At 59.6% G+C, this 19,724-nt stretch carries 14 protein-coding genes; 11 read left to right on the top strand and 3 right to left on the bottom strand.

The features are described from left to right. Positions 1 to 208: 208 nt before the first annotated feature. Positions 209 to 1,012, top strand: coding sequence for a PstS family phosphate ABC transporter substrate-binding protein (locus ACYQ6M_RS16865; protein ID WP_460074707.1), 804 nt, complete (start codon positions 209 to 211; stop codon positions 1,010 to 1,012). Between the two features lie 15 nt (positions 1,013 to 1,027). After that, positions 1,028 to 3,919, top strand: coding sequence for a bifunctional diguanylate cyclase/phosphodiesterase (locus tag ACYQ6M_RS16860; protein ID WP_460074706.1), 2,892 nt, complete (start codon positions 1,028 to 1,030; stop codon positions 3,917 to 3,919). Positions 3,920 to 3,969: 50 nt separating this feature from the next. Here ACYQ6M_RS16860 and ACYQ6M_RS16855 read toward each other — a convergent pair whose 3' ends face one another. Further along, positions 3,970 to 4,986: a 2Fe-2S iron-sulfur cluster-binding protein gene (locus ACYQ6M_RS16855; RefSeq protein WP_460074705.1), complete on the bottom strand. Its 1,017-nt coding sequence runs from the start codon at positions 4,984 to 4,986 to the stop codon at positions 3,970 to 3,972. A gap of 62 nt (positions 4,987 to 5,048) precedes the next feature. Beyond that, positions 5,049 to 6,836: an ethylbenzene dehydrogenase-related protein gene (locus ACYQ6M_RS16850; protein ID WP_460074704.1), complete on the bottom strand. Its 1,788-nt coding sequence runs from the start codon at positions 6,834 to 6,836 to the stop codon at positions 5,049 to 5,051. A 675-nt stretch (positions 6,837 to 7,511) separates the two neighbouring features. On the opposite strand from ACYQ6M_RS16850, the gene ACYQ6M_RS16845 reads away from it, so the two are divergent. From ACYQ6M_RS16845 to ACYQ6M_RS16815, 7 genes are read left to right on the top strand one after another with little or no spacing between them, the layout of a single operon-like run. Beyond that, positions 7,512 to 8,879, top strand: a complete 1,368-nt coding sequence (locus ACYQ6M_RS16845; RefSeq protein ID WP_152504953.1) for a V-type ATP synthase subunit B — start codon at positions 7,512 to 7,514, stop codon at positions 8,877 to 8,879. Further along, positions 8,879 to 9,502, top strand: coding sequence for a V-type ATP synthase subunit D (locus ACYQ6M_RS16840; RefSeq protein ID WP_055656909.1), 624 nt, complete (start codon positions 8,879 to 8,881; stop codon positions 9,500 to 9,502). The genes ACYQ6M_RS16845 and ACYQ6M_RS16840 overlap by 1 nt, the downstream gene beginning before the upstream one ends. After that, positions 9,499 to 11,292 carry a V-type ATP synthase subunit I gene (locus tag ACYQ6M_RS16835; RefSeq protein ID WP_460074703.1) on the top strand — a complete coding sequence of 598 codons (1,794 nt, stop codon included), beginning with the start codon at positions 9,499 to 9,501 and terminating at the stop codon, positions 11,290 to 11,292. The genes ACYQ6M_RS16840 and ACYQ6M_RS16835 overlap by 4 nt, the downstream gene beginning before the upstream one ends. Continuing rightward, complete coding sequence (locus ACYQ6M_RS16830; protein WP_006939055.1) at positions 11,289 to 11,738, top strand: ATP synthase subunit C; 450 nt, start codon at positions 11,289 to 11,291, stop codon at positions 11,736 to 11,738. Before ACYQ6M_RS16835 ends, ACYQ6M_RS16830 begins: the two co-directional genes overlap by 4 nt. Positions 11,739 to 11,762: 24 nt before the next feature. Then, entirely contained in the window at positions 11,763 to 12,464 is a 702-nt protein-coding gene (locus ACYQ6M_RS16825) for a hypothetical protein (RefSeq protein WP_460074702.1), read from the top strand. 1 nt (position 12,465) lies between these two features. Further along, positions 12,466 to 13,212 (top strand): hypothetical protein, encoded by a 747-nt coding sequence (locus ACYQ6M_RS16820; protein ID WP_022999270.1) that lies wholly within the window; start codon positions 12,466 to 12,468, stop codon positions 13,210 to 13,212. Continuing rightward, the gene (locus tag ACYQ6M_RS16815; protein ID WP_055656918.1) at positions 13,209 to 15,044 is read left to right on the top strand and encodes a V-type ATP synthase subunit A; all 1,836 of its coding nucleotides are present in this window, start codon (positions 13,209 to 13,211) and stop codon (positions 15,042 to 15,044) included. Before ACYQ6M_RS16820 ends, ACYQ6M_RS16815 begins: the two co-directional genes overlap by 4 nt. An 84-nt stretch (positions 15,045 to 15,128) precedes the next feature. Here ACYQ6M_RS16815 and ACYQ6M_RS16810 read toward each other — a convergent pair whose 3' ends face one another. Beyond that, positions 15,129 to 15,830 carry a nitroreductase family protein gene (locus ACYQ6M_RS16810; RefSeq protein WP_055656922.1) on the bottom strand — a complete coding sequence of 234 codons (702 nt, stop codon included), beginning with the start codon at positions 15,828 to 15,830 and terminating at the stop codon, positions 15,129 to 15,131. Positions 15,831 to 16,250: 420 nt separating this feature from the next. Here ACYQ6M_RS16810 and ACYQ6M_RS16805 point away from each other — a divergent pair, with 420 nt between their 5' ends. Together ACYQ6M_RS16805 and ACYQ6M_RS16800 are read left to right on the top strand one after the other, a co-directional pair. After that, positions 16,251 to 17,240 (top strand): ABC transporter substrate-binding protein, encoded by a 990-nt coding sequence (locus tag ACYQ6M_RS16805; RefSeq protein ID WP_460074701.1) that lies wholly within the window; start codon positions 16,251 to 16,253, stop codon positions 17,238 to 17,240. A 127-nt stretch (positions 17,241 to 17,367) separates the two neighbouring features. Next, positions 17,368 to 19,659 carry a putative bifunctional diguanylate cyclase/phosphodiesterase gene (locus tag ACYQ6M_RS16800; protein ID WP_460074700.1) on the top strand — a complete coding sequence of 764 codons (2,292 nt, stop codon included), beginning with the start codon at positions 17,368 to 17,370 and terminating at the stop codon, positions 19,657 to 19,659. Positions 19,660 to 19,724: the final 65 nt, after the last annotated feature.

Genomic DNA, 19,724 nt, shown 5'->3' with positions numbered 1-19,724 from the left:
GGGTGAACGAATTTGCTAAGTCGGTAAATTGTTCCTACTAGGCAAATATTGCCCGAAACTGATTTCATTTTAATTTCGGCGTTATTTTATTTTTATTTCGAAGATTAAATTAGACTACATATTTATTGTAATTTATCGCGGTGGTTTAGCGTTTAGTTAACTTGAATATGTCACTCTAGATAGTACCGTCAATTTTTGGGTGATAAAAATGCGTAGTTTGGCTTTTGCCTTGGCATTGTCCCTTTGCACTTTTTTCTTACACACTGACGTGTCGTCGGCACAGGGCCCGCTAAAAGTCGTGGGTACCGGTGACGGCCTTGAAATGCTTCAGGAAATTGGTGCGGGCTTTGTCGAAAATCGTCCCGATATCAATCTTGAAATTCCACCGAGCATTGGCTCGGGCGGCGGTATCGCCGCCGTCAGCTCCGGCACGGAGCGCCTGGGCCGGGTCGCACGTCCCTTGAAGGACAGCGAGGTGGAATATGGCCTCGTTTACCTGCCGATTGCAAAAATCCCCAGTGCAATCTTCACGCATCCGTCCACCGGTATCGATGCTTTGACGAGCGACGAACTGGTCAAGCTGTATACCGGTGAAATAGCCAACTGGTCTGAATTGGGCGGTGCCGATCTGCGTGTTCGCCTCGTCCGCCGTGAAGATGCAGACAGCACCTTGCAGGTTTTGAAATCATCGATGCCGGGCTGGGCGGAAATGGAATTCTCGCCGCGCTCGAAAACGGCCCTTACCACCCAGGAAGCGATTTCCAGCGCGCGTGAAGTCGAAGGCGCGATTGCTTTCGGTCCTTATTCGAAGCCACTTGAAGACGGACTGTCGGTTCTCAAGATCGACGGCCACCATCCGACTGAGCCGGGGTATCCGAGTTCCGTGACCCTCGCCTTGATCTACAAGGAAGGCACGCTGGACGACGAGATGAAGGCCTTCATCGACTACGCCCAGTCGGGTCAGGCTCACACATTGATCAGCAACTACGGTGGCGTACCCGTCGGTAGATAAACCCAATTGGTCCACATGATCCGTCACTCGTCCCTTCTCTGGCATTATACATACGGCGCCGTTTTCACGGCGGTGTGTGCATTTGCCGGTCTTATCGGACTGGTGGCTTTCCAGCTTGAAGACAGCATGCAGCGTCAGGAGGCCGAGCTTCTCGAGCTTTCCCGCGCGCGTCTCGTGGAAACCCTGTCCGCCGACGTGAAGCTTGCCGGGACCCGTTTGGAGTTCCTGTTTCAAGACAGGCTTCGGCGGATAAATGCGTTGTCGGAGAGGGTGGACACCGCCAAGGCCGTTGAATCACGCAATGTCGTGGCCATGTCGGAACTGCTCGGCCCGGCCGCCAAACTGGCGGATGTGGACGGCATCGTCGTCCTGGACGAGGAAGGGCATGTGATCGGCGCCTCCTCCTATTCTGCGGATCTCGTGGAACTGGGAGCCAAGATGCGTGGTCTGAGCTTCTTCAACGAGGTTGCCGCGTCGCTGAAGGACAGCTTTCCGGGAGAGAAGCTGACCTACTCCGGCGTTTTGCCGAAGTCCGAAACGGGTGTCTTTGTGCCGGGCGATCAGGTCAATGAAGTGTCCCATATCGCGTTTGTCCCGGTTTTCGATGATTTCGGCTATGTGATCGGCGGCCTTGTCGCGCAACGCTGGCTGCGGCCGGAAGAGCCGCTCCTCGCGGATCTGGCAAAAATCAATTCCTTCGAAATGGCGATCGTTTTCGACGGTCAGATCATTTCCACGGCGAATTTTACCGGAAACTATTCGGATCTCACCCGTTCGAAGGAAACGCCGAACATCACCCTGGACGGTGCGCATGTCATCGAATGCGGTGTCCCGGTCGTTCCCATGACTGTCTGTGCGCTGACGCCAATCGCGGCGCTGACCGAAATCCAGAACAAACTGACCCGCATCGGCACGGAAGAAGAAGCCAAGCTGCTCCGGCGGCTGTTCCTGTTCGGACTGATCGCACTGGTGGCATTTGCCGCTGTCGCCTTTCTCATGTCCAGGCAGATTACCCGGCCGCTGACCAAGATCACACGCGTATTGACCGGCATTGCAGCGGGCGACTTCGAAAGCAAGGTGGTTGGAACCGAGCGGCTGGACGAAGTTGGCGACATCGCCAGATCGGTCGTTTCCTTGCAGCGATCCGTGAAGGAGCGCGACGCCTTGCGTGAGCGCGTGCACGAGAAGAACTCCATCCTGCGCTCTCAGGAAGCCCAGTTGCGCGAGCAGAACGTCCTCTTTGACGCTGCTCTCAACAACATGTCGCACGGCCTGTGCATGTTCGACGCCGATGGCAGGTTGATTGTTTCGAACCAGCGCTACGCGGAATTGTTCGAAGTCGAGCCGGGCAGGATACAGTCGGGTATGACGGCTGCTCATCTCGCAACGCTGCAGAAAGTTGATGCCGTTGAAACCGGTGACAGTGCTCTGCACGATTCCCGGATCGGGGATCACAGGTATTCAGGTGGGTCGCAAAGCACCGAAATGGTGAAGATCCGCTCGGGCCGTATCGTCCTGACCACCCGCCAGCCGCTGGCGGAAGGTGGCTGGGTGGCGATATCCGAAGACATCACCGAACGGCAGGAAGCCCGTGACCGGCTGGCGTTCCTGGCGCGTCACGACCTTCTGACACAGCTGCCGAACCGCATCGAATTCCGGGATCAGCTGGACATGCTGTTGAACCAGCAACTGGTCAAGGGGGGCGAGTTCGCCATTCTGTGCCTCGATCTGGACGAGTTCAAAACGGTCAACGACAGCCTTGGGCATCCGATTGGCGACGAGCTCTTGCGACAGGTCGCGGAGCGTTTGCGTGCCCTCATCGGTCGAAAGGACGTTGTTGTCCGCCTTGGCGGCGACGAATTTGCGATCCTCACCGGTCTGCCCTGCAGGCTTGCTGATGTCGAGGAACTGGCGCAGTCGGTCATCTGGGAGATTTCCCAACCGTTCCAGATCACGGATCATGAACTCGTAATCGGCGTCAGCATCGGCATCACAATTGCCAGGGCCGACGGCACCGCAGGCGACGAACTGTTCAAGCAGGCAGACCTTGCGCTCTACCGGGCCAAGGAAGATGGTCGCAATACCTACCGCTTCTTTGAAAAGGACATGGGCACGGCCGTGAACGACCGGCGAGAGCTCATAACCGATCTCAGAACCGCGGTCGCCAATGGCGAACTGGAGCTTTATTTCCAGCCGCAGTACACGCTCGTGGACGATCGGGTGTCCGGATTCGAGGCGCTGGTGCGCTGGAACCACCCGACACGGGGCATGGTCTCTCCGGCCGATTTCATTCCGCTCGCCGAAGATACCGGCCTGATCACCCAGCTGGGCGAATGGGTGTTGAAGGAAGCGTGCCGGATCGCGTCCAATTGGCCGGACCACCTCAGGATCGCGGTCAACCTGTCACCCCGGCAGCTGCGTGGCCACGCATTTGGTCCGGTGCTGATCGATGCCCTGACGCAAACGGGTCTCAAGGCCGACCGTCTTGAGCTGGAAGTGACCGAAAGCGTGCTTCTGACGGATTCAGAAGACGTTCTGGATTCGCTGCACCAGGCCAAGTCGCTGGGCGTGAAGGTGTCCATGGACGATTTCGGAACCGGCTATTCCTCGCTCAGTTACCTGCGCCGGTTCCCGTTCGACAAGATCAAGATCGACCAGTCCTTCGTCCGGTCGATGGCCTATTCGGACGACTCCATTTCCATCGTGAAAGCGGTCATCGAACTCGCCAACAATCTCAACATGACCACCACCGCCGAAGGTGTGGAGACCAAGCAGCTTCTCGACATGCTGACCGAAATCGGCTGCACGGAAGCGCAGGGCTACTATCTGGGCAGACCCATGCCTGTCGCCAGCACCGAAGAGCTGATCTATGCCGGCGAACGCACGCTCACGACTGCTGCGCAATAGTCTGGCAACACCCACTCACTTTCAGGAGGGGCGGGAGTAGCGCTCCGGCTTCAGCCGGCGGAAGCCGAGGTAAAGGGAGCGGATGCCTTTCGGATAAGGTTTCCAGCAAGGGCCAGCAGGCCGCTCTCTTCTTCCGCCACAAAAAACGGATCGGCGTAGAAGGTTGCCCCTGCGCCTAGCGCTATCTCCCGCATGGCGTCGACATGTGACGGCGCACCGGCCGAATAGACGACGTGATCGGGCGTAAGTTGTCCGACCAGTTCATGCGGGCGCGCCTTGCGCACCGTCTCGTCGTCGCCATCGCCTGCCGTCAGCGTGATCGGAATGCCCCGGCCTTGCAGCCAGCGAACCGCATCGCGCATGTAGATCCCGTCCCGGGTTCTCGACCCGGCAATGATGCGGATTTCACGGCCGGTCTGGCCCAGGCTCGCTGCAACGGCAATCGACCAGATCGGTGCAAACCCAGTGCCGGTCGATGTGAGCAGGATCGGGTTCTGCTGCCGCCGCAAAAACGCATTGCCGAACGGGCCTCGCAGCTTGACGGCATGTCCCTTGGCAATTTCCTTGCCCAGCTTCGACGATACGATGCTGTCCGGGTAGACCTTGATGTGAAACACAAGGACATTCTCTTCCGCATCCAGGTTGAGCGGGGTCGTCGGGCTGTAGTCACGTGGCGGATATCCTGCAAAGGTCGCGCGCAGATACTGCCCCGGCAGCCAGGGCACGGGTCGCGCCGTCCTGACCCGAACTTCCAGGTATCCGTCCTTGATCGGCCGAATGCTTTCCACCGTTCCCTTTGTGGTCTTCACCAGCGGCACCGGGTCATAGGCGATCTCGGCATCGCCTTCCAGAACGGAAAGGCATCCGAGCACGGTGTCCTTTTCCCGGGTGCCCATGTCGTCGATCTGCCCGCTCAAAACGCGGACCCGGCAGGTTTCACATTGGCCGGAACAGCAGTCGTGCGGGATGACGAGGCGTCCGCCCAGCCCGGCGTCGATCAGCGTGTCGCCGACATTGGCCTTGATGGCCTTCCCGTTGATGGTGACCGTACAGGTGCTTTTCGACATGGGTGATTACATCCGTTGAAAGAAACGTCCGGAAAAGACAGGAAAGGCGGGAAGGGCAGGCCTCAATTGAAGGTCAGCCGCACGGGACGGGAATGGCGGGTGTGGCGGGTCTGGTTGTGGTCAAACGCCGAGACCCACATGAAGAGACCATCCTTCATGGCAAGGTCCTGGCTCTGGCCGGTATCCATGTCCCGGACGACTTCAAGCGTCCAATGGTCGTCCTGCCACCTGGACCCACCCAGCAAATCTGCCCGGCTGCCGGAGTATTCACCCTCGATGAGAACCCCCGGAATAACCGTCCCGACCGGGATCTCCGCATCTTTTTCCGGCGAGTACGGCACGCTTTCGTTTTCGAACATCCACCATTGCGACCCCTCGTCTTCGCTCGCTTCGGTGGAAAGATCGATGGTGCCCATCAGTGATGTCATTTTCTGATAGTCAGCCGGAAGCCGGCGCACGCCGACGGTCCCGTGGTAGTGGGTCACGGGATCGCCGATGTAGTTGTAGACGTAGAAAGCCTTGCCTTCGTCGGGATTGTAGCCGGCGCTGTAGCGGCTCTTGCCGGCAGCCTGGGCTTCGTTCGGTTCCACCGGCGTCGCGAAATGCATGTCGTCGACGCGTCCCAGCATGCCGCCGCGCGCCGCTTTCCATTGCCACACGTCCACCAGGCTGCCGTCGGTCGTATAGTGCAGGCCGCGGTAATTGAAAGCGCCTGGTTTGTCACTCAGGGGCTTCGGGCCCATGTGGGTGGCGCCACCGCCGCCAAAGGTGTCGGTGGTGGAAAAGGCAACCGAGAACTTGTCCTCGTAGTAGGCGGTCTCGTCGGAAATGTCGGCCCGGTTGTTCAGCATGTGCCAGCCGTCTTCACGCTTGATCAGCGGATGCCGCTTCAACGACCGGTTCTTGTCTTCCCAACGGAAGGCAAACGCGATCTTGTCCCCCACCTGGACGGCGCGCACCTCGACAGTCGATTCACCTGTTCCGTCCAGGTTCGAGCCTTGCTGTGTTCGGATGAAAACAGGGGTCGCGTCCTGCCAGACCGGATCGTCCAGCGTGCCGTCCAGCTCCGGCAGGGTGGTGCCCTTGGCAACGACAAGGCTGTCGCGTGTGCCGAAATCGAGGCTGACGGCGCCAACAAGCACGATTGCACCCAGTGCAGTCGCCAGGGCCAGCGGGTGACGGCTCATGCCCGGGAAGCGGCGCAGCGCCTGCGGACGGAACAGCCGCAGCAACTGGGCAACACCGCCATAGCAATAATGCAGCACCACATGGGCAACGATATAGGTCAGCACCACGAGGGCGGCCGTGTAATGCACCGTCACCCAGATGCCACCATGACCGATGTAAAGCAGGACGCCCGTTGCCGACAGGGTGAGCACGGCCCCGAACAGGATCCAGTAGGCGATGACGTTGACCGCGGCCAGGCGCAGCTTGGTGCTGGCGGGAAGCGTCAGCACAACGATCTTCTTGGAGGAAATGCGCCGTTTCAGGCGGCCAAGCGTCATGTAGGCCGCATAGGCAAAGATCACCGCCAGAACGAATATCGCCGACACATAGTGCCAGGTCCAGATTTCACCCTGTGGCAGGATCGGTTCGAAAAGTTTGGAGAACCAGGCGTGTTCCGCATCCGCCGACAGACGCATGCCCGTCAGCAGGCTGGTGACGATCGCGATAACCAGCGTCCAGTGCAGGAGGATCGTGCCGATGTCGCTGCGTACCGGAGGGCTGCGGTCCTCGGGTCTTTTCGCCGCGCTATCCGCGCCATTGGCGTGCCGGCCTGTTTGGGATTTCTTGGATGAATTGGACGATGAAGGCAGTTCCAGGGCGTGATCAGTCACTTGGTCCGTCAACTTTTCCTCCAAGGCCGCCAGCAATGCGACCGGGTTACCGGCATAGGTTGTGCAACCGGATGTCGGGAAATTTCAAAGCGCTTTGCCTAAAAAATATCACATTTTAACAAAAGTGAAGAAAAAATGGCGAATACAACTGGCATTAAACCTATCCGGGTGGTTTTGCGCATGCTTAAAAATCTTCCTCTTGGGAAAAAATTCAGATGACTGAAGAACAATATTGGCGGGAAGGCGAGTGATCGTGAAAAAGAAACGATCTTGAAGAATGATCGGGAAAATGGAGAATTGATATTCCAATATATAGGTAGAATATCAGGTGGATCGTTTGAAAGTTGCTTTAAATTTGTGCAGCGCAACTGCACGTCTTCCTGAATGCTGCTTTCCCCTGGGCTTATGCCGGAATTAAGCGGAACAGCGAAGTCGGCCCGCCGTTAACGCAAGTGAAATGGGGTTGCGACAATGCGGGAGTAAGCCTTCTGCCTCTGGCATGAGCACTTTGATGCAAGTCATACGAACGCAATCATTTCTCTCTTAACTTCATTTTGGTTGAAGCAAGTTGGGTGCCGGGCAACAGTTCAGGTTGTGTGGGATCGAAAAACCCGCCTAAGATGGTTTGCGTTGCAGCAGAACGGGTTTGGCCCGATGTGAGTTAATTTCCTTCCCAAGGGGGCGTTAATGCTGGTCTCCCACACACGGATTGTCGATATCGTTGGCGATATCATTCGCATTCAGGTGTCTTCGACGAAGAGCGAGTCGGAGGGGCGCCCGTGCCTGGGTGATCTGGCACTGGTCGATTCAGGCGATGGTGCGACGTCTCTCGCACAGGTCATCAACATCGACCGGGACATGGTTTCGCTGCAGGTCAATTCCGGTACCAAGGGCCTCGCCAACAATTCGTCCGTACGCTTTCTGGGTGAGCCGGCCAAGGTCACCTATTCGGACAATATCCTGGGCCGTGTGTTCGACGGTGCGGGGCAGCCGATTGACCGGGGCCCGGATCTGTCCAGCGACCCTTCCGTCCCGATCGGCGGACCGTCCGCCAACCCGATGAAACGCGTGCTTGCTTCGCGCATGATCCGCACAGATGTGCCGATGATCGATATCTTCAACTGCCTCGTGGAAAGTCAGAAGATCCCGATCTTCTCGGTTTCCGGCGAACCCTATAACCCGTTTCTGGCGCGTATCGGCATCCAGGCAGATGCCGATATCGTGGTGTTCGGCGGCCTCGGGCTGATCTTCGACGACTATGCCTTTTTCCGGCAGCAGTTCGAGGATGCGGGCGTTTTCCCGCGCACGGTCATGTTCATCAACCAGGCGTCCGATCCGGTGGTCGAGCGTCTGCAGGTTCCGGACATGGCCCTTGCGGTTGCGGAAAAATTCGCCGTTGAGGAAGGCAAGCGCGTTCTGGTGCTGCTCACCGACATGACCGCCTTCGCAGATGCCATGAAGGAAGTCTCCATTGCGATGGAGCGGGTGCCCGCCAACCGGGGTTATCCGGGTGATCTTTATTCCCAGCTGGCCCGCCGTTACGAAAAGGCCTGCGATTTCAAGGGCTCAGGCTCTGTCACCATCCTTACGGTCACGACAATGCCGGGCAATGACGTCACCCATCCGGTGCCGGACAACACCGGTTACATCACCGAGGGCCAGTTCTATCTGCACAGCGGCGTTCTGGATCCCTTCGGCTCGCTGTCCCGTTTGAAACAGCATGTGATCGGCAAAGTGACGCGTGAGGATCACAACCAGATCATGAACACCATGATCCGCTTTTATTCCGGCGCACGCGATGCGGAGCAGAAGCAGTCCATGGCGTTCGAATTGTCGGATTACGACCACCAGCTTCTGAAGTTTGGCGGCCTTTTCCGGCGGCGTTTCATGGATATCGATGTCGCAATGCCCCTGGAGGAGGCGCTCGACCTGTGCTGGCAGACGCTTGCGGAATGCTTCCAGCCGGAACAGCTTTTGATGAAACAGGGGCTGATCGACAAGTATTTCCCGAAAAGCAAACCTGCCGGCGGAGCGTCTGACGAGGAGGCTGCCTGATGGCAAGGCTGGCCCTCAACAAGTCGTCTCTGGCCCGGGAAAGCGGGCAGCTCTCGGAATACAAGCGCTTCCTGCCGTCTCTTGAGCTGAAGAGGCTTCAGATCATGGCCGAGCGCGCCAAGGCCAAGGAAACAGCCGTCCGCCTGGAGGCGGAGTATGAGGAGCGCTTCAACGCTCTTGCGCGGTCCCTGCCGATGATGGCCAACAAGCATGTCCCGCTGGAAGGGCTCGTGGTGTTGAAGCAGGCCGTCGTCGGCGAGCAGAACCTCTCCGGCACCCGGTTGCCGGTCCTGGAGGATATCGAGGTCGAGACGAAACCCTATTCCCGTCTGGCGCGCCCGCATTGGGTGGACCCCTATGTCACAGGCATGCAGGAACTGTTGCGGCTCAACAAGGAACGGGAGATTGCCAAGGAGCGTATTGCCCGGCTTATCGAGGCAGAAGCGGTTATCTCTCGCCGGGTCAACTTGTTCGAAAAGGTGCTGATCCCGCAGGCGGAACGCAACATCAAGAAAATCCGCATGGCCCTGGCGGACGCGGAACGCGATGCCGTGGTCCGTGCCAAGATCTCCAAACGCAAGACGGCAGCGCGTGGCGCTGAAACCTCGGTGGCCGAGCTATGACCATCGTCCCGCTCGTCAAGGTGAATCTGGTCGGCATCCTTGAGGACAAGGACAAGGTGCTGGAAGCCACGCAGGAATTCGGCGCCCTGCATCTGATCCCCCTGACTTCGGCACAAAAGGAACTGGAAGCCGTTCCCGCAGGCCGGGGGCGCGAGGCGAGCGAAGCCCTGCGCTGGCTCATGGACAGCAAGGCGCAGCGTCGTCCTGTCACCCATCTTGACGACTTTGACCTGGAAACGGTGGTCGAAAAGACGCTTGCCAACCGCAAGGCACTTCGTGACTGCGAAGACCGGGTGGCGCGCCTTGACCAGCGCATTCAGGATGTGGAGCCCTGGGGCGAATTCAGCTTTTCCGACCTGGCCGAAATCGGCGAGCACCGGCTGTGGTTCTACGTGGTGCCCAACGCCAAGATCAAGCTGATCGATCCTTCCGACAAGATCCTGGAGATCGTCCACCGCGACAAGTACCGCAGCTACATCGTGTTGCTTTCTCCGGAAGAACCGGCGGCAAATGCCATGCCGGTGCCGCGCGTTCACGTGGGGGCCGAGGCGCTCTCGGTGCTTCGGCGTCAACATGAAGATGCGACCATCCAACTGGAAGAGCTGGAGCTGCAGCGTCAGGCTCTCACCAAATGGCGGTTCGTGCTGGCGCAGAACCTTGCCGCCGCTCGAGACCATTCCGCCCGCCACAGGGCGTCGCTCGAAACAGCGGACACCGAACAGGTCTTCGTGCTTCAGGCCTGGGCGCGGCGGGACCAGGTTGCGGAGGTCCGCACGCTTTCGGACAGTCTCGGCATCGCCCTGCTGGTGACGGATGTCGAAGAGGCCGATGCGCCGCCCACGCTTCTCGACAACAGACCTGCTCTGGAAGCAGGAGAGGATCTGGTCGAATTCTACCAGACCCCCGGCTACAGAGGGTGGGACCCTTCGGCAATCGTCTATGTTTCCTTCGTGATCTTCTTCGGCATGATCATGACGGACGCGGGCTATGGCCTGCTTCTTCTGCTGCTGTTGTACCTGTTCCGGGCGCGCTTCAAAGGTTCGGCGTTGGGCCGGCGCATGTTCCGGATGTCCGTCTGGCTGATGATCTCGACGGCGGCCTTTGGCGTGGCAACGGGTAGCTACTTCGGTGTCGCGCCTCCCGAAGGCACGTTTCTCGCGCGCCTGAAGGTGCTGCATCTGAAAGACGTCGACACGATGATGAAGATCACGCTGACCATCGGCGTGACCCATATCGTCATCGCCAACCTGATGCGCGCCTGGCACGAAACGAGCCTGAGCGGTCGCCTGCAGCCTGTCGGCTGGTGTCTGGTGGCACTCGGTGGCCTGGCAACGTTTCTGGGGCAGGGCACTTCCATTGCGGTTGCCGGTCCGGTCGCGGTGGTTGCTGGGCTCCTGCTGGTCGGCATCTTCGGCAGCGACCGCAAGGTGACATCGCTCAAGACCGGCGGCCTCAGGGTCTTCGATGGCCTCGCCTCGCTGGCCCGTATCGTCAACATTTTCTCTGATGTTCTCAGCTACATGCGCCTGTTTGCGCTGGGGCTTGCGGCAGCGTCGCTTGCCGAAACCATCAATTCGCTCTCGGGCCAGCTCAACCACGCGGTTCCTGGCGTCGGTCTGCTGATTGCCATCGCGGTTCTTGTGCTCGGGCACGCCATCAATATCGGGCTGGGGCTGATCGCCGGCTGCGTGCATGGCCTACGTCTGAATGTCATTGAATTTTTCAATTGGGGTTTGAAGGACGAGGGCACGCCTTTCCGTCCGTTCAAGAAAGAGGAGACACGCCTGTGAACGAATTCGTTGTGGCTCTCGGCTGGTTTGGGCTGTTCGCGCCGGTCGCCCTCGGCGCCATCGGCAGCGCCTGGGGCTGCGCCCTTGGCGGCAGTGCCGCGATCGGTGCCATGCTGGACAGCGACGGTGGTTACGGCCGGTTCATCGGTGTTTCGCTGATGCCGTCGTCCCAGGTAATCTACGGCATCGTGATCATGTTCTCGTTGCAGCAGCCCACCATTGATGCAGCCAATGGCGCCGCGCTTTTCGGCATCGGCCTCCTGTCCGGCGTCACCATGCTCTACACCGGCATTCGCCAGGGCGAGGTGCTCGCCTCGGCCATTCATGCCTCAAAGGCCAAGCCGGAAATCTTCGGCATTTCCCTCGCACCGGCGGCGGTGCTGGAAGGCTTTTCGGTCTTTGCTCTCGTCTTCGCGCTGGTCCTGTCCGGCTCGATCCCCGCTTAGGGCCAGAAGGAACAGGAGGCGGCAATGTCCAAACATGACGCAGCAGACGACCTGGAGAACGCCGCTGGTGCCGGTGTCCAGGCGCTTATCGAACGGCTGAAGTCCGAAGGCGTGGCCGCGGGCCAGTCGGAGGGGGATGCCATCCTGGCCAAGGCCAGGGAAAAGGCGGAAACGATCGTTGAGGAAGCTAGGCAGAAGGCGGACAGCCTGCTGGCTGATGCAAGAGCGGAAGCGGCCAGGGAAAAGGCGGCGACGGAAGACGGGCTGAAGGTTGCCGCGCGCGATCTTGTCCTCAGCCTGCGCAACGAGCTGGGCGACCGCATTCAGCAGGAAGCCGGCCGGCTGGTGGCAACCACACTTGCCGACCAGGAATTCCTGAAAAACCTCATTCTGGCGATGGCCGCCAACGCAAAGGACAATGCGTCGGTCGGCGACGCTGAGCCGATGGAGATCGTCCTGCCGGAGAAGGTCGTCACCTTCGAGGAGTTGAAGCAATCGCCCGAGGCGGTCGAGCCGGGAACCCTCACCCACTTCGTGATCGCGCTTGCGGGCGAAGTGTTGCGGCAAGGGGTCACCTTCTCCACCGCACCGGGCTTTGACGGCATCAAGGTGAAGTTGACCGACAGGGACGTTTCCATCGATCTGACCGAAGAAGCGATCGCGACACTGTTGAAGCGGCACCTGCAACCGCGTCTCAGAGCGGTGATGGAAGGGGTGCTGCGCTGACATGAGCCGGCCGCACCAATATATCGCGCTGGTGTCCAGCCTGCCCCATCTTGGCAAGCTGTTCTCGCGCAAGGACGTGCCGATCTCGGGGTTCCGCTTGAAGCAGCGGCTGTCAATGCTGGAGCCCGCGCATGCGAGCCTGCTGCGCGAGATGGTAGAGGTGACGGCCTGGGCCGGTGTTGCCGGTTATGATCGCGACATCGATGTGATCCGGCGGGCAAACAAGGTTCTTGCCGATCTGGCTGCCTATCCGGATCTGCAACATCTTGTCGGGGCACGCATGGAAACGCGGACGCTGATTGCAGCGCTGCGTCGACGCCGGGATGGACAGGAAAGCGCCGGAGATATCGAGAACTGGGGCTTCGGCCGCTGGTGCGCACAGGTCAAGGCCAACTGGAGCGACCCGGCCTTTGGGCTCGGCCATTTCATGCCGTGGGTGGGCGAGGCTCACCAACTGATGCGGGCGGGCGATCACATCGCCATGGAACGTCTTGTCCTCACCCAGGTCTTCCGACAGATGGGCCATTACGGCAACCTGCATGAATTCGATTTCGAGGCCGTTGCGATCTACGTGCTGCGCTGGGTGATCGTGGAACGCTGGTCGCGCTACAACGAGGCCGATGCACGTGCCCGGCTGGCCACGCTCGTGGCGTCAGCCCTTGACGGCAAGACGGATGACGGCAGTCAAGCCGGCCGGCCGGATCTTTTCTCAGACTTCACTTCTGCCCTTGAGGGAGCCCCTTCATGACGAGCCATGTTCAGTTGCCCGAACCGACCGCGGAAATCGTCGCCGTGCAGGACGATCTCGTCACACTGTCGCCTCTCGGCTCTGCCCCTCTCATCAAGAACGAGGTGGTCTATATTATCCCCCATGGTCCCGAACGTGATGGCAAGCCGCGGGAATATCTGAAGGCCGAAGTGCTGCGCGTGCGCGGAAAGTCCGCTGAAGCACAGGTGTTCGAAAGCACTGCGGGCGTGCGCGTCGGTGACAAGGTGATCCAGAGCGGCGAGATGCTGTCGGTTGCTCTCGGACCGGGCCTGCTCAGCACGGTTTTTGACGGCTTGCAGAACCCGCTGGCCGATATTGCGGCCGAGCACGGCTTCTTCCTGCCGCGCGGGGTGCTCACCAATGCTCTCGACCAGAACCGCAAATGGTCGTTTGAACCCAAGGTGAAATCCGGTGACGTGGTCAAAGCCGGGGAAACGCTCGGCACGGTTCCGGAAGGCAGGTTCGAGCACCGGATCATGGTTCCCTTCGTTACGACGGGTTCCTGGACAGTGGACCGGATACGCGAAGGAACGTTCACCATCAACGAGGTGGTGGCAACGCTCAAGAACGATCGCGGCGAAACCCGCGACCTGACCATGGTCCAGCATTGGCCGGTTCGCCGGGCGATCCCGGAAGGGCTGGTCAAGGCCGGTCAGAGCGAGCGGCTTTATCCAAGCGAGCCGCTGATCACCACCTTGCGCCTGATCGACACGTTCTTTCCCATCGCCCGTGGCGGTATGGGCTGCATTCCGGGTCCCTTCGGCGCGGGCAAGACGGTGCTGCAATCGCTGATTTCGCGTTTCTCGGCGGTCAATATCGTGATCGTGGTTGCCTGCGGCGAGCGTGCCGGCGAGGTGGTCGAAACGATCACCGAGTTCCCGCACCAGCCGGACCCCTCCGGAGACGGCACGCTCATGGATCGCACGGTCATCATCTGCAACACGTCTTCAATGCCCGTGGCGGCGCGCGAGGCCTCGATCTACACCGGCATTACCCTTGGCGAATATTACCGGCAGATGGGCTATGACGTGCTCTTGATCGCCGACAGTACCTCCCGCTGGGCCCAGGCCATGCGTGAGACCTCCGGCCGGCTGGAGGAAATTCCGGGAGAGGAAGCGTTCCCCGCCTATCTCGACAGCGCCATCAAGGGCATCTACGAACGCGCGGGGGTCCTGCGGACCGCCAGCGGCGAGACCGGCAGTCTCACTATGATCGGCACGGTGTCTCCGGCCGGCGGCAATTTTGAGGAACCGGTCACCCAGTCGACCCTCGGCACGGTCAAGACCTTCCTGGGCCTCTCGTCCGAACGGGCCTACAAGCGCTTCTATCCGGCGGTCGACCCGCTGCTGTCCTGGTCTCGGTATCACATTCAGCTCAACGACTGGTACCAGAACAATATCGGCCCGGACTGGGTTCCCCGCGTTTCGGAGATGATTGAACTCCTGCGCAAGGGTGACGAGATTACCCGCATGATGCAGGTGACAGGCGAAGAGGGCGTCTCGACCGACGATTTCATCCTTCAGCAGAAGGCACTGTTTCTCGACATGGTCTACCTGCAGCAGGATGCCTTTGACGATGTCGACGTGTCGGCTCCGCTCAAGCGCCAGCAGGAAACCTTCGATCTCGTCTACCGGATCGCCCGCACCGACTTTGCCTTTGACGACAAGGAAGCCGTCCGCAAGTTCTTCACCGAACAGACATCGCTCTTCAAGAACCTCAACTACGCCGCCGACGGCAGTCCGGACCGCAAGCAACTGCTGGATAAGATAAAGGCCAATGTCGGCGCTGCCCCGACACATGTGACGGGGTGATCGCCGCGTATTGCGGGCGAGTAAGCCCCGGGCTTCGCGCTGTCCGCCCGGGGTGACGCGCTGGAAACGCACTTGGTTCTGAAGCTATTCCTGGCCCTCGAACACGCTCAGGATCTCTTCCAGCGGCTTCTTGATCTTGGCGACAGCCGGTACCGTGGCGTCTTCCGCGGGATGGCCGACGGCCAGAATCATGACCGGCTTTTCCGCTTCCGGGCGGTTCAGGATCCCGTTGAGGAATTTCATCGGGTTGGGCGTGTGCGTCAGGGTTGAAAGCCCCGCATGGTGAAGTGCGGTGATCAGGAGGCCGGTGGCGATACCGACACTTTCGGGCACGTAGTAGTGCTTGTAGCGGGTGCCGTCGTCGAAGGTGCCCCATCGCTGCGCGAAAATCACGATCAGCCAGGGGGCGATGTCCAGATGCGGCTTGTCCGCGTCGGTGCCGATGGGCTCCAGTGCCTTGATCCATTCGTCGCCCGCGCCGCCATCATAGAACTTGCGTTCCTCTTCCTCGGCAGCCAGGCGGATCTTGTGCTTCAGGTCGGCATTGGAAATCGCCACGAAATGCCATGGCTGGTGATTGGCGCCGCTCGGGGCGGTTCCGGCAGCGCGGATGCAGGCTTCGATGATGGAACGGTCCACAGGACGGTCCGAGAAATGGCGAACCGTATGGCGGGTCCGCACATCGTCATAAAAGTCCTGTGCACGGGCCAGCATTTCCTTGTCGTCGTAAATTCGCCGGTCCGGCAGCGGCAACGGTTGGTAATCCAGGGCTGATTTGGAAATCATGTTTTTTGTCCATTTGCATTGCCGACCGGCGGATTCGCAAGGAATCCGGGCCGCGCAATCTCCTCCCACTATGCACCGTTAAGTATGGATCGACTGACCGGGCGTCAGGCAACTAAAAATCCGATCCACCGGCTTCACAACTTGAACCAGGCCCGCCTATGCTCGTCTTTGAAACGCCAAATGGCCTTGATGAAAAAATAACCTTGACCAGTGACATGGCACCTTTCTAGATTTTCTTGACCAATTGGTCAGCACTGTTCGTTGAGAAGGCAAAATGCCCCGGCGTCCGGATGCGGCCAAACAACCGGAAGAGGATCAGGCGGCCGGGAACCGCTCCGAGGTCCGCACCGGTTAGGGTTTGAAGTTCCAGAGAAGGGTGAGTCCGACAGCGGCTCGCCCATAACCAGTAGGGGAATGGCAATGAAGGCATTGAAAAGTCTGGCGCTCGCGTCTGTCCTGGGCGCAAGCCTGGTGTCAGGTGCGGCCAACGCCGCGGACGAGCTGACACTGCAGCTTAAGTGGGTCACACAGGGCCAGTTTGCCGGCTATTACGTGGCCAAGGACAAGGGCTTTTACGACGAAGAAGGCCTGGATGTAACGATCAAGCCGGGCGGTCCGGACATTGCGCCGCCGCAGGTTATTGCCGGTGGCGGAGCCGACGTGATCATCGACTGGATGCCGTCCGCCCTGGCATCGCGCGAAAAAGGTGTGCCGCTTGTCAACATCGCACAGCCGTTCAAGAAGTCCGGCATGATGCTGACCTGCCTGAAGGAAACCGGCATCACCTCGCCGGAAGACTTCAAGGGCCGGACACTCGGCGTCTGGTTCTTCGGTAACGAATATCCGTTCCTGTCCTGGATGAGCCAGCTCGGCATTCCGACGGACGGTGGCGACGAAGGCGTGACCGTCCTGAAGCAGGGCTTCAACGTCGATCCGCTGCTGCAGAAGCAGGCTGACTGCATCTCCACCATGACCTACAACGAATATTGGCAGGTCATCGATGCCGGCATTCCGGAAGAAGATCTGATCGTCTTCAAATACGAAGACCAGGGTGTCGCCACGCTGGAAGACGGTCTCTACGTTCTGGAATCCAGCCTGGACGACCCGGCAATGGTCGACAAGCTCGCCCGCTTCGTGAAGGCCTCCATGAAGGGCTGGGCCTATTCCGCCGAAAACCCGGAAGAAGCTGCTGAAATCGTTCTCGAAAACGACGCCACTGGCGCGCAGACCGAAAAGCATCAGATCCGCATGGTCGGCGAAATCAACAAGCTGGTTGATGGATCTGACGGCAAACTGGACGTGTCTGCCTATGAGCGCACCGTGAAGTCCCTCCTGTCCGGCGGGTCCGACCCGGTCATCACCAAGGAGCCGGAAGGCGCCACAACAACGGTCGTCACCGACAAGATGTAACGTCAATCGGGCAGCCGGGGCGGAATTCGTTCCGGCTGCCTTTGCCTGATGCCTGCCAAGGCACTAAAAATTAAAGGTTTGAACCCAGACTGCTTCGCTGACAAAAGCTTGGGATTTTGAAAGCGAAATGCGCGATCTGTCTGGAAAAACAGACAAATTCGACCTGGTTCATTCCGCGGCGGAGACAGTGTCCGACGAACCGCGCCGGATGACCGCGAGCGTTTTCGGCATTTCTTCCAGCCTCGTCATCATTTTGATGTTCTGCGCGGTGATTTTTTCTTTCGGCGCCGTGCTGTTCAAGGTGCTGGTCGCGGAGCGCGAAGCTGCGATGCGGGAGACCAAATCGGTCGCGCGTGTCTTCCAGAACCACAAGCAGTTGCTGTTGCGTGAAATGGAGCGCTACGCCGCTTCCAACGCCGCCTATCAGAATATCGATACCAATCTGTCGCCCGACTGGATCGAGGCCAGGTTCGGCGTCGATATGGCCCTGGATTTTGCCCACGACTACACGGTGCTTTTCGGTCCGGACGGCAAGGTCCTCTTTTCTTCCAACTTCCACGGCAAGGAGAGAGCGGAAGACTTTTCCAAGAGCGTCCAGACGGGCATTACCGGCACGCTGGACAGCATACGCGGCAATTACGTCAAAGCCCTGGTCCGGTCAGAACCAGGCGAAGTCCGCTTCACCGGGACTTTGGCCGACATTTCGGCCATCGACATCGTCGAGATCAACGATCACCCCTTCATCGTCGCGGCCTTTGCGATCGTACCGGATCCCGGTGGGATCGAAATGTCCTTCGGGCCGCCGAACGTTCTCGTCAACGCATTCGAGATCGATGCGGCGCATCTCAGCAATCTTCTGTCCAGCCTCGCTCTCGACAATCTGAAATTCGCTTCGGAAATACCCGACGGCATGATCGGCACCCCGGTTCAGAACGGGTCCGGCACGGTGCTTGGTTATCTCGCCTGGTATCCAATGAGCCAGTCGTCGGGGATCATCCTGTCCTCGATACCGATTCTCCTGCTGTCACTCGGGGTCATTCTGACGGTGGCCCTGATTGCCCTCCGGCAGAATGCCAACGCCAGGGCACGGCTGGCAGCCCGTGAACAGGAAGCCCGTTACGCCGCCAATCACGATTCCCTGACAGGCTTTGTCACACGCGGATATTTCCACGCCACAGCCACGAAGAGGCTGGCCTTGCGCAAGGATCAGCAGCGTGGCGCCTGGATCATTTATCTCGACGTCGACAACCTCAAGCAAGTGAACGACATCTACGGTCACACCGTGGGCGACAGCCTGGTGGTCGCTCAGGCCGAACGCATCAGATCGGTGCTCGGCCCGTTCGACCTGGTCGCGCGCAGCGGTGGCGATGAATTCCTGATCCTGACGGAGCGTTGGGAAACACCGGAGCAAGCCGTTGAGGAGGCGGGCAAGCTGTTTGAAAAGCTGCGGCAGCCGTTCGACTATGAAGGCAAGCGCATTGAAACGTCCGTAAGCGCAGGTATTGCCCGCTTCCCGGACCACGGCCAGACACTGACAGGCCTTGTTCGCGCTGCCGATATCGCCCTGCAGCGCTGCAAGATGGAGCAGAAAAGCTCGTTCCGGATTTACGACGAGCGGATGGACGACCTTCTGCGCGAACGGCGCGAGATCCGTGTGGATCTTGATTCAGCCCTGCGTGAAGAGCAATTCGACCTGTTCTATCAGCCGATCGTCGACGCCCGGTCGGGCGAACTGGCCTTCTATGAAGCCCTGATCCGCTGGCGGCATCCAAGCCGCGGCCTGGTGCCGCCGGCGATGTTCCTGCCGGTTGCCCAGGATGCTGGACTGATGCCTGTGATCGGTGCCTGGGTGCTGGAGCGGGCGCTTCACGATGCCTGCAGCTGGATGCAGACCGGCGTGTCGGTCAATGTCTGCACAAGCCAGATCCAGGCCGCAGGTTTCGCGGACAAGGTCGAGGCACTGCTGCAGAAATACGACTTTCCTCCGGAAAGGCTTGTTCTCGAAATCACCGAGGACCTGATGCTGGAGGAAAGCGCGCAGACGCGGAACACCATTCTCAAGCTGCGCGATCTTGGTGTCGGGCTCGCCATTGACGACTTCGGCACCGGATTTTCCAGCCTGAACTACCTGCACAAGTATCGCTTCGACAAGATGAAGATCGACCGCAGTTTCGTGTCGCGTATCGGCGAGGACGAGGAAGCGGACATGGTCATCCGCTCCATGCTGAGCCTTGCCCGGGTAATGGGCATGCAAAGCGTCGGCGAAGGGGTCGAGACGGAAGCACAGCGCGACTTCCTGGTGGAGGCGGGTTGCGAGTTCCTGCAGGGCTATCTCTTCGACAGGCCGCTGCCCTTCAACGAGTTGATGCCGCCTGATCCTTTGTCGCGGATGGAAGGCATCCGTCGGGCCGGCGGTTGATCTGCCTGCTTGCGACAATCCCTTTCAAGGTTCCCTAGACTGAAAAGCGAACAAAAAAACGCGGG

The sequence above is a fragment of the Roseibium sp. ROS1 genome (genome assembly GCF_054658215.1).
This window is presented reverse-complemented; position numbering and strand designations above follow the sequence as displayed.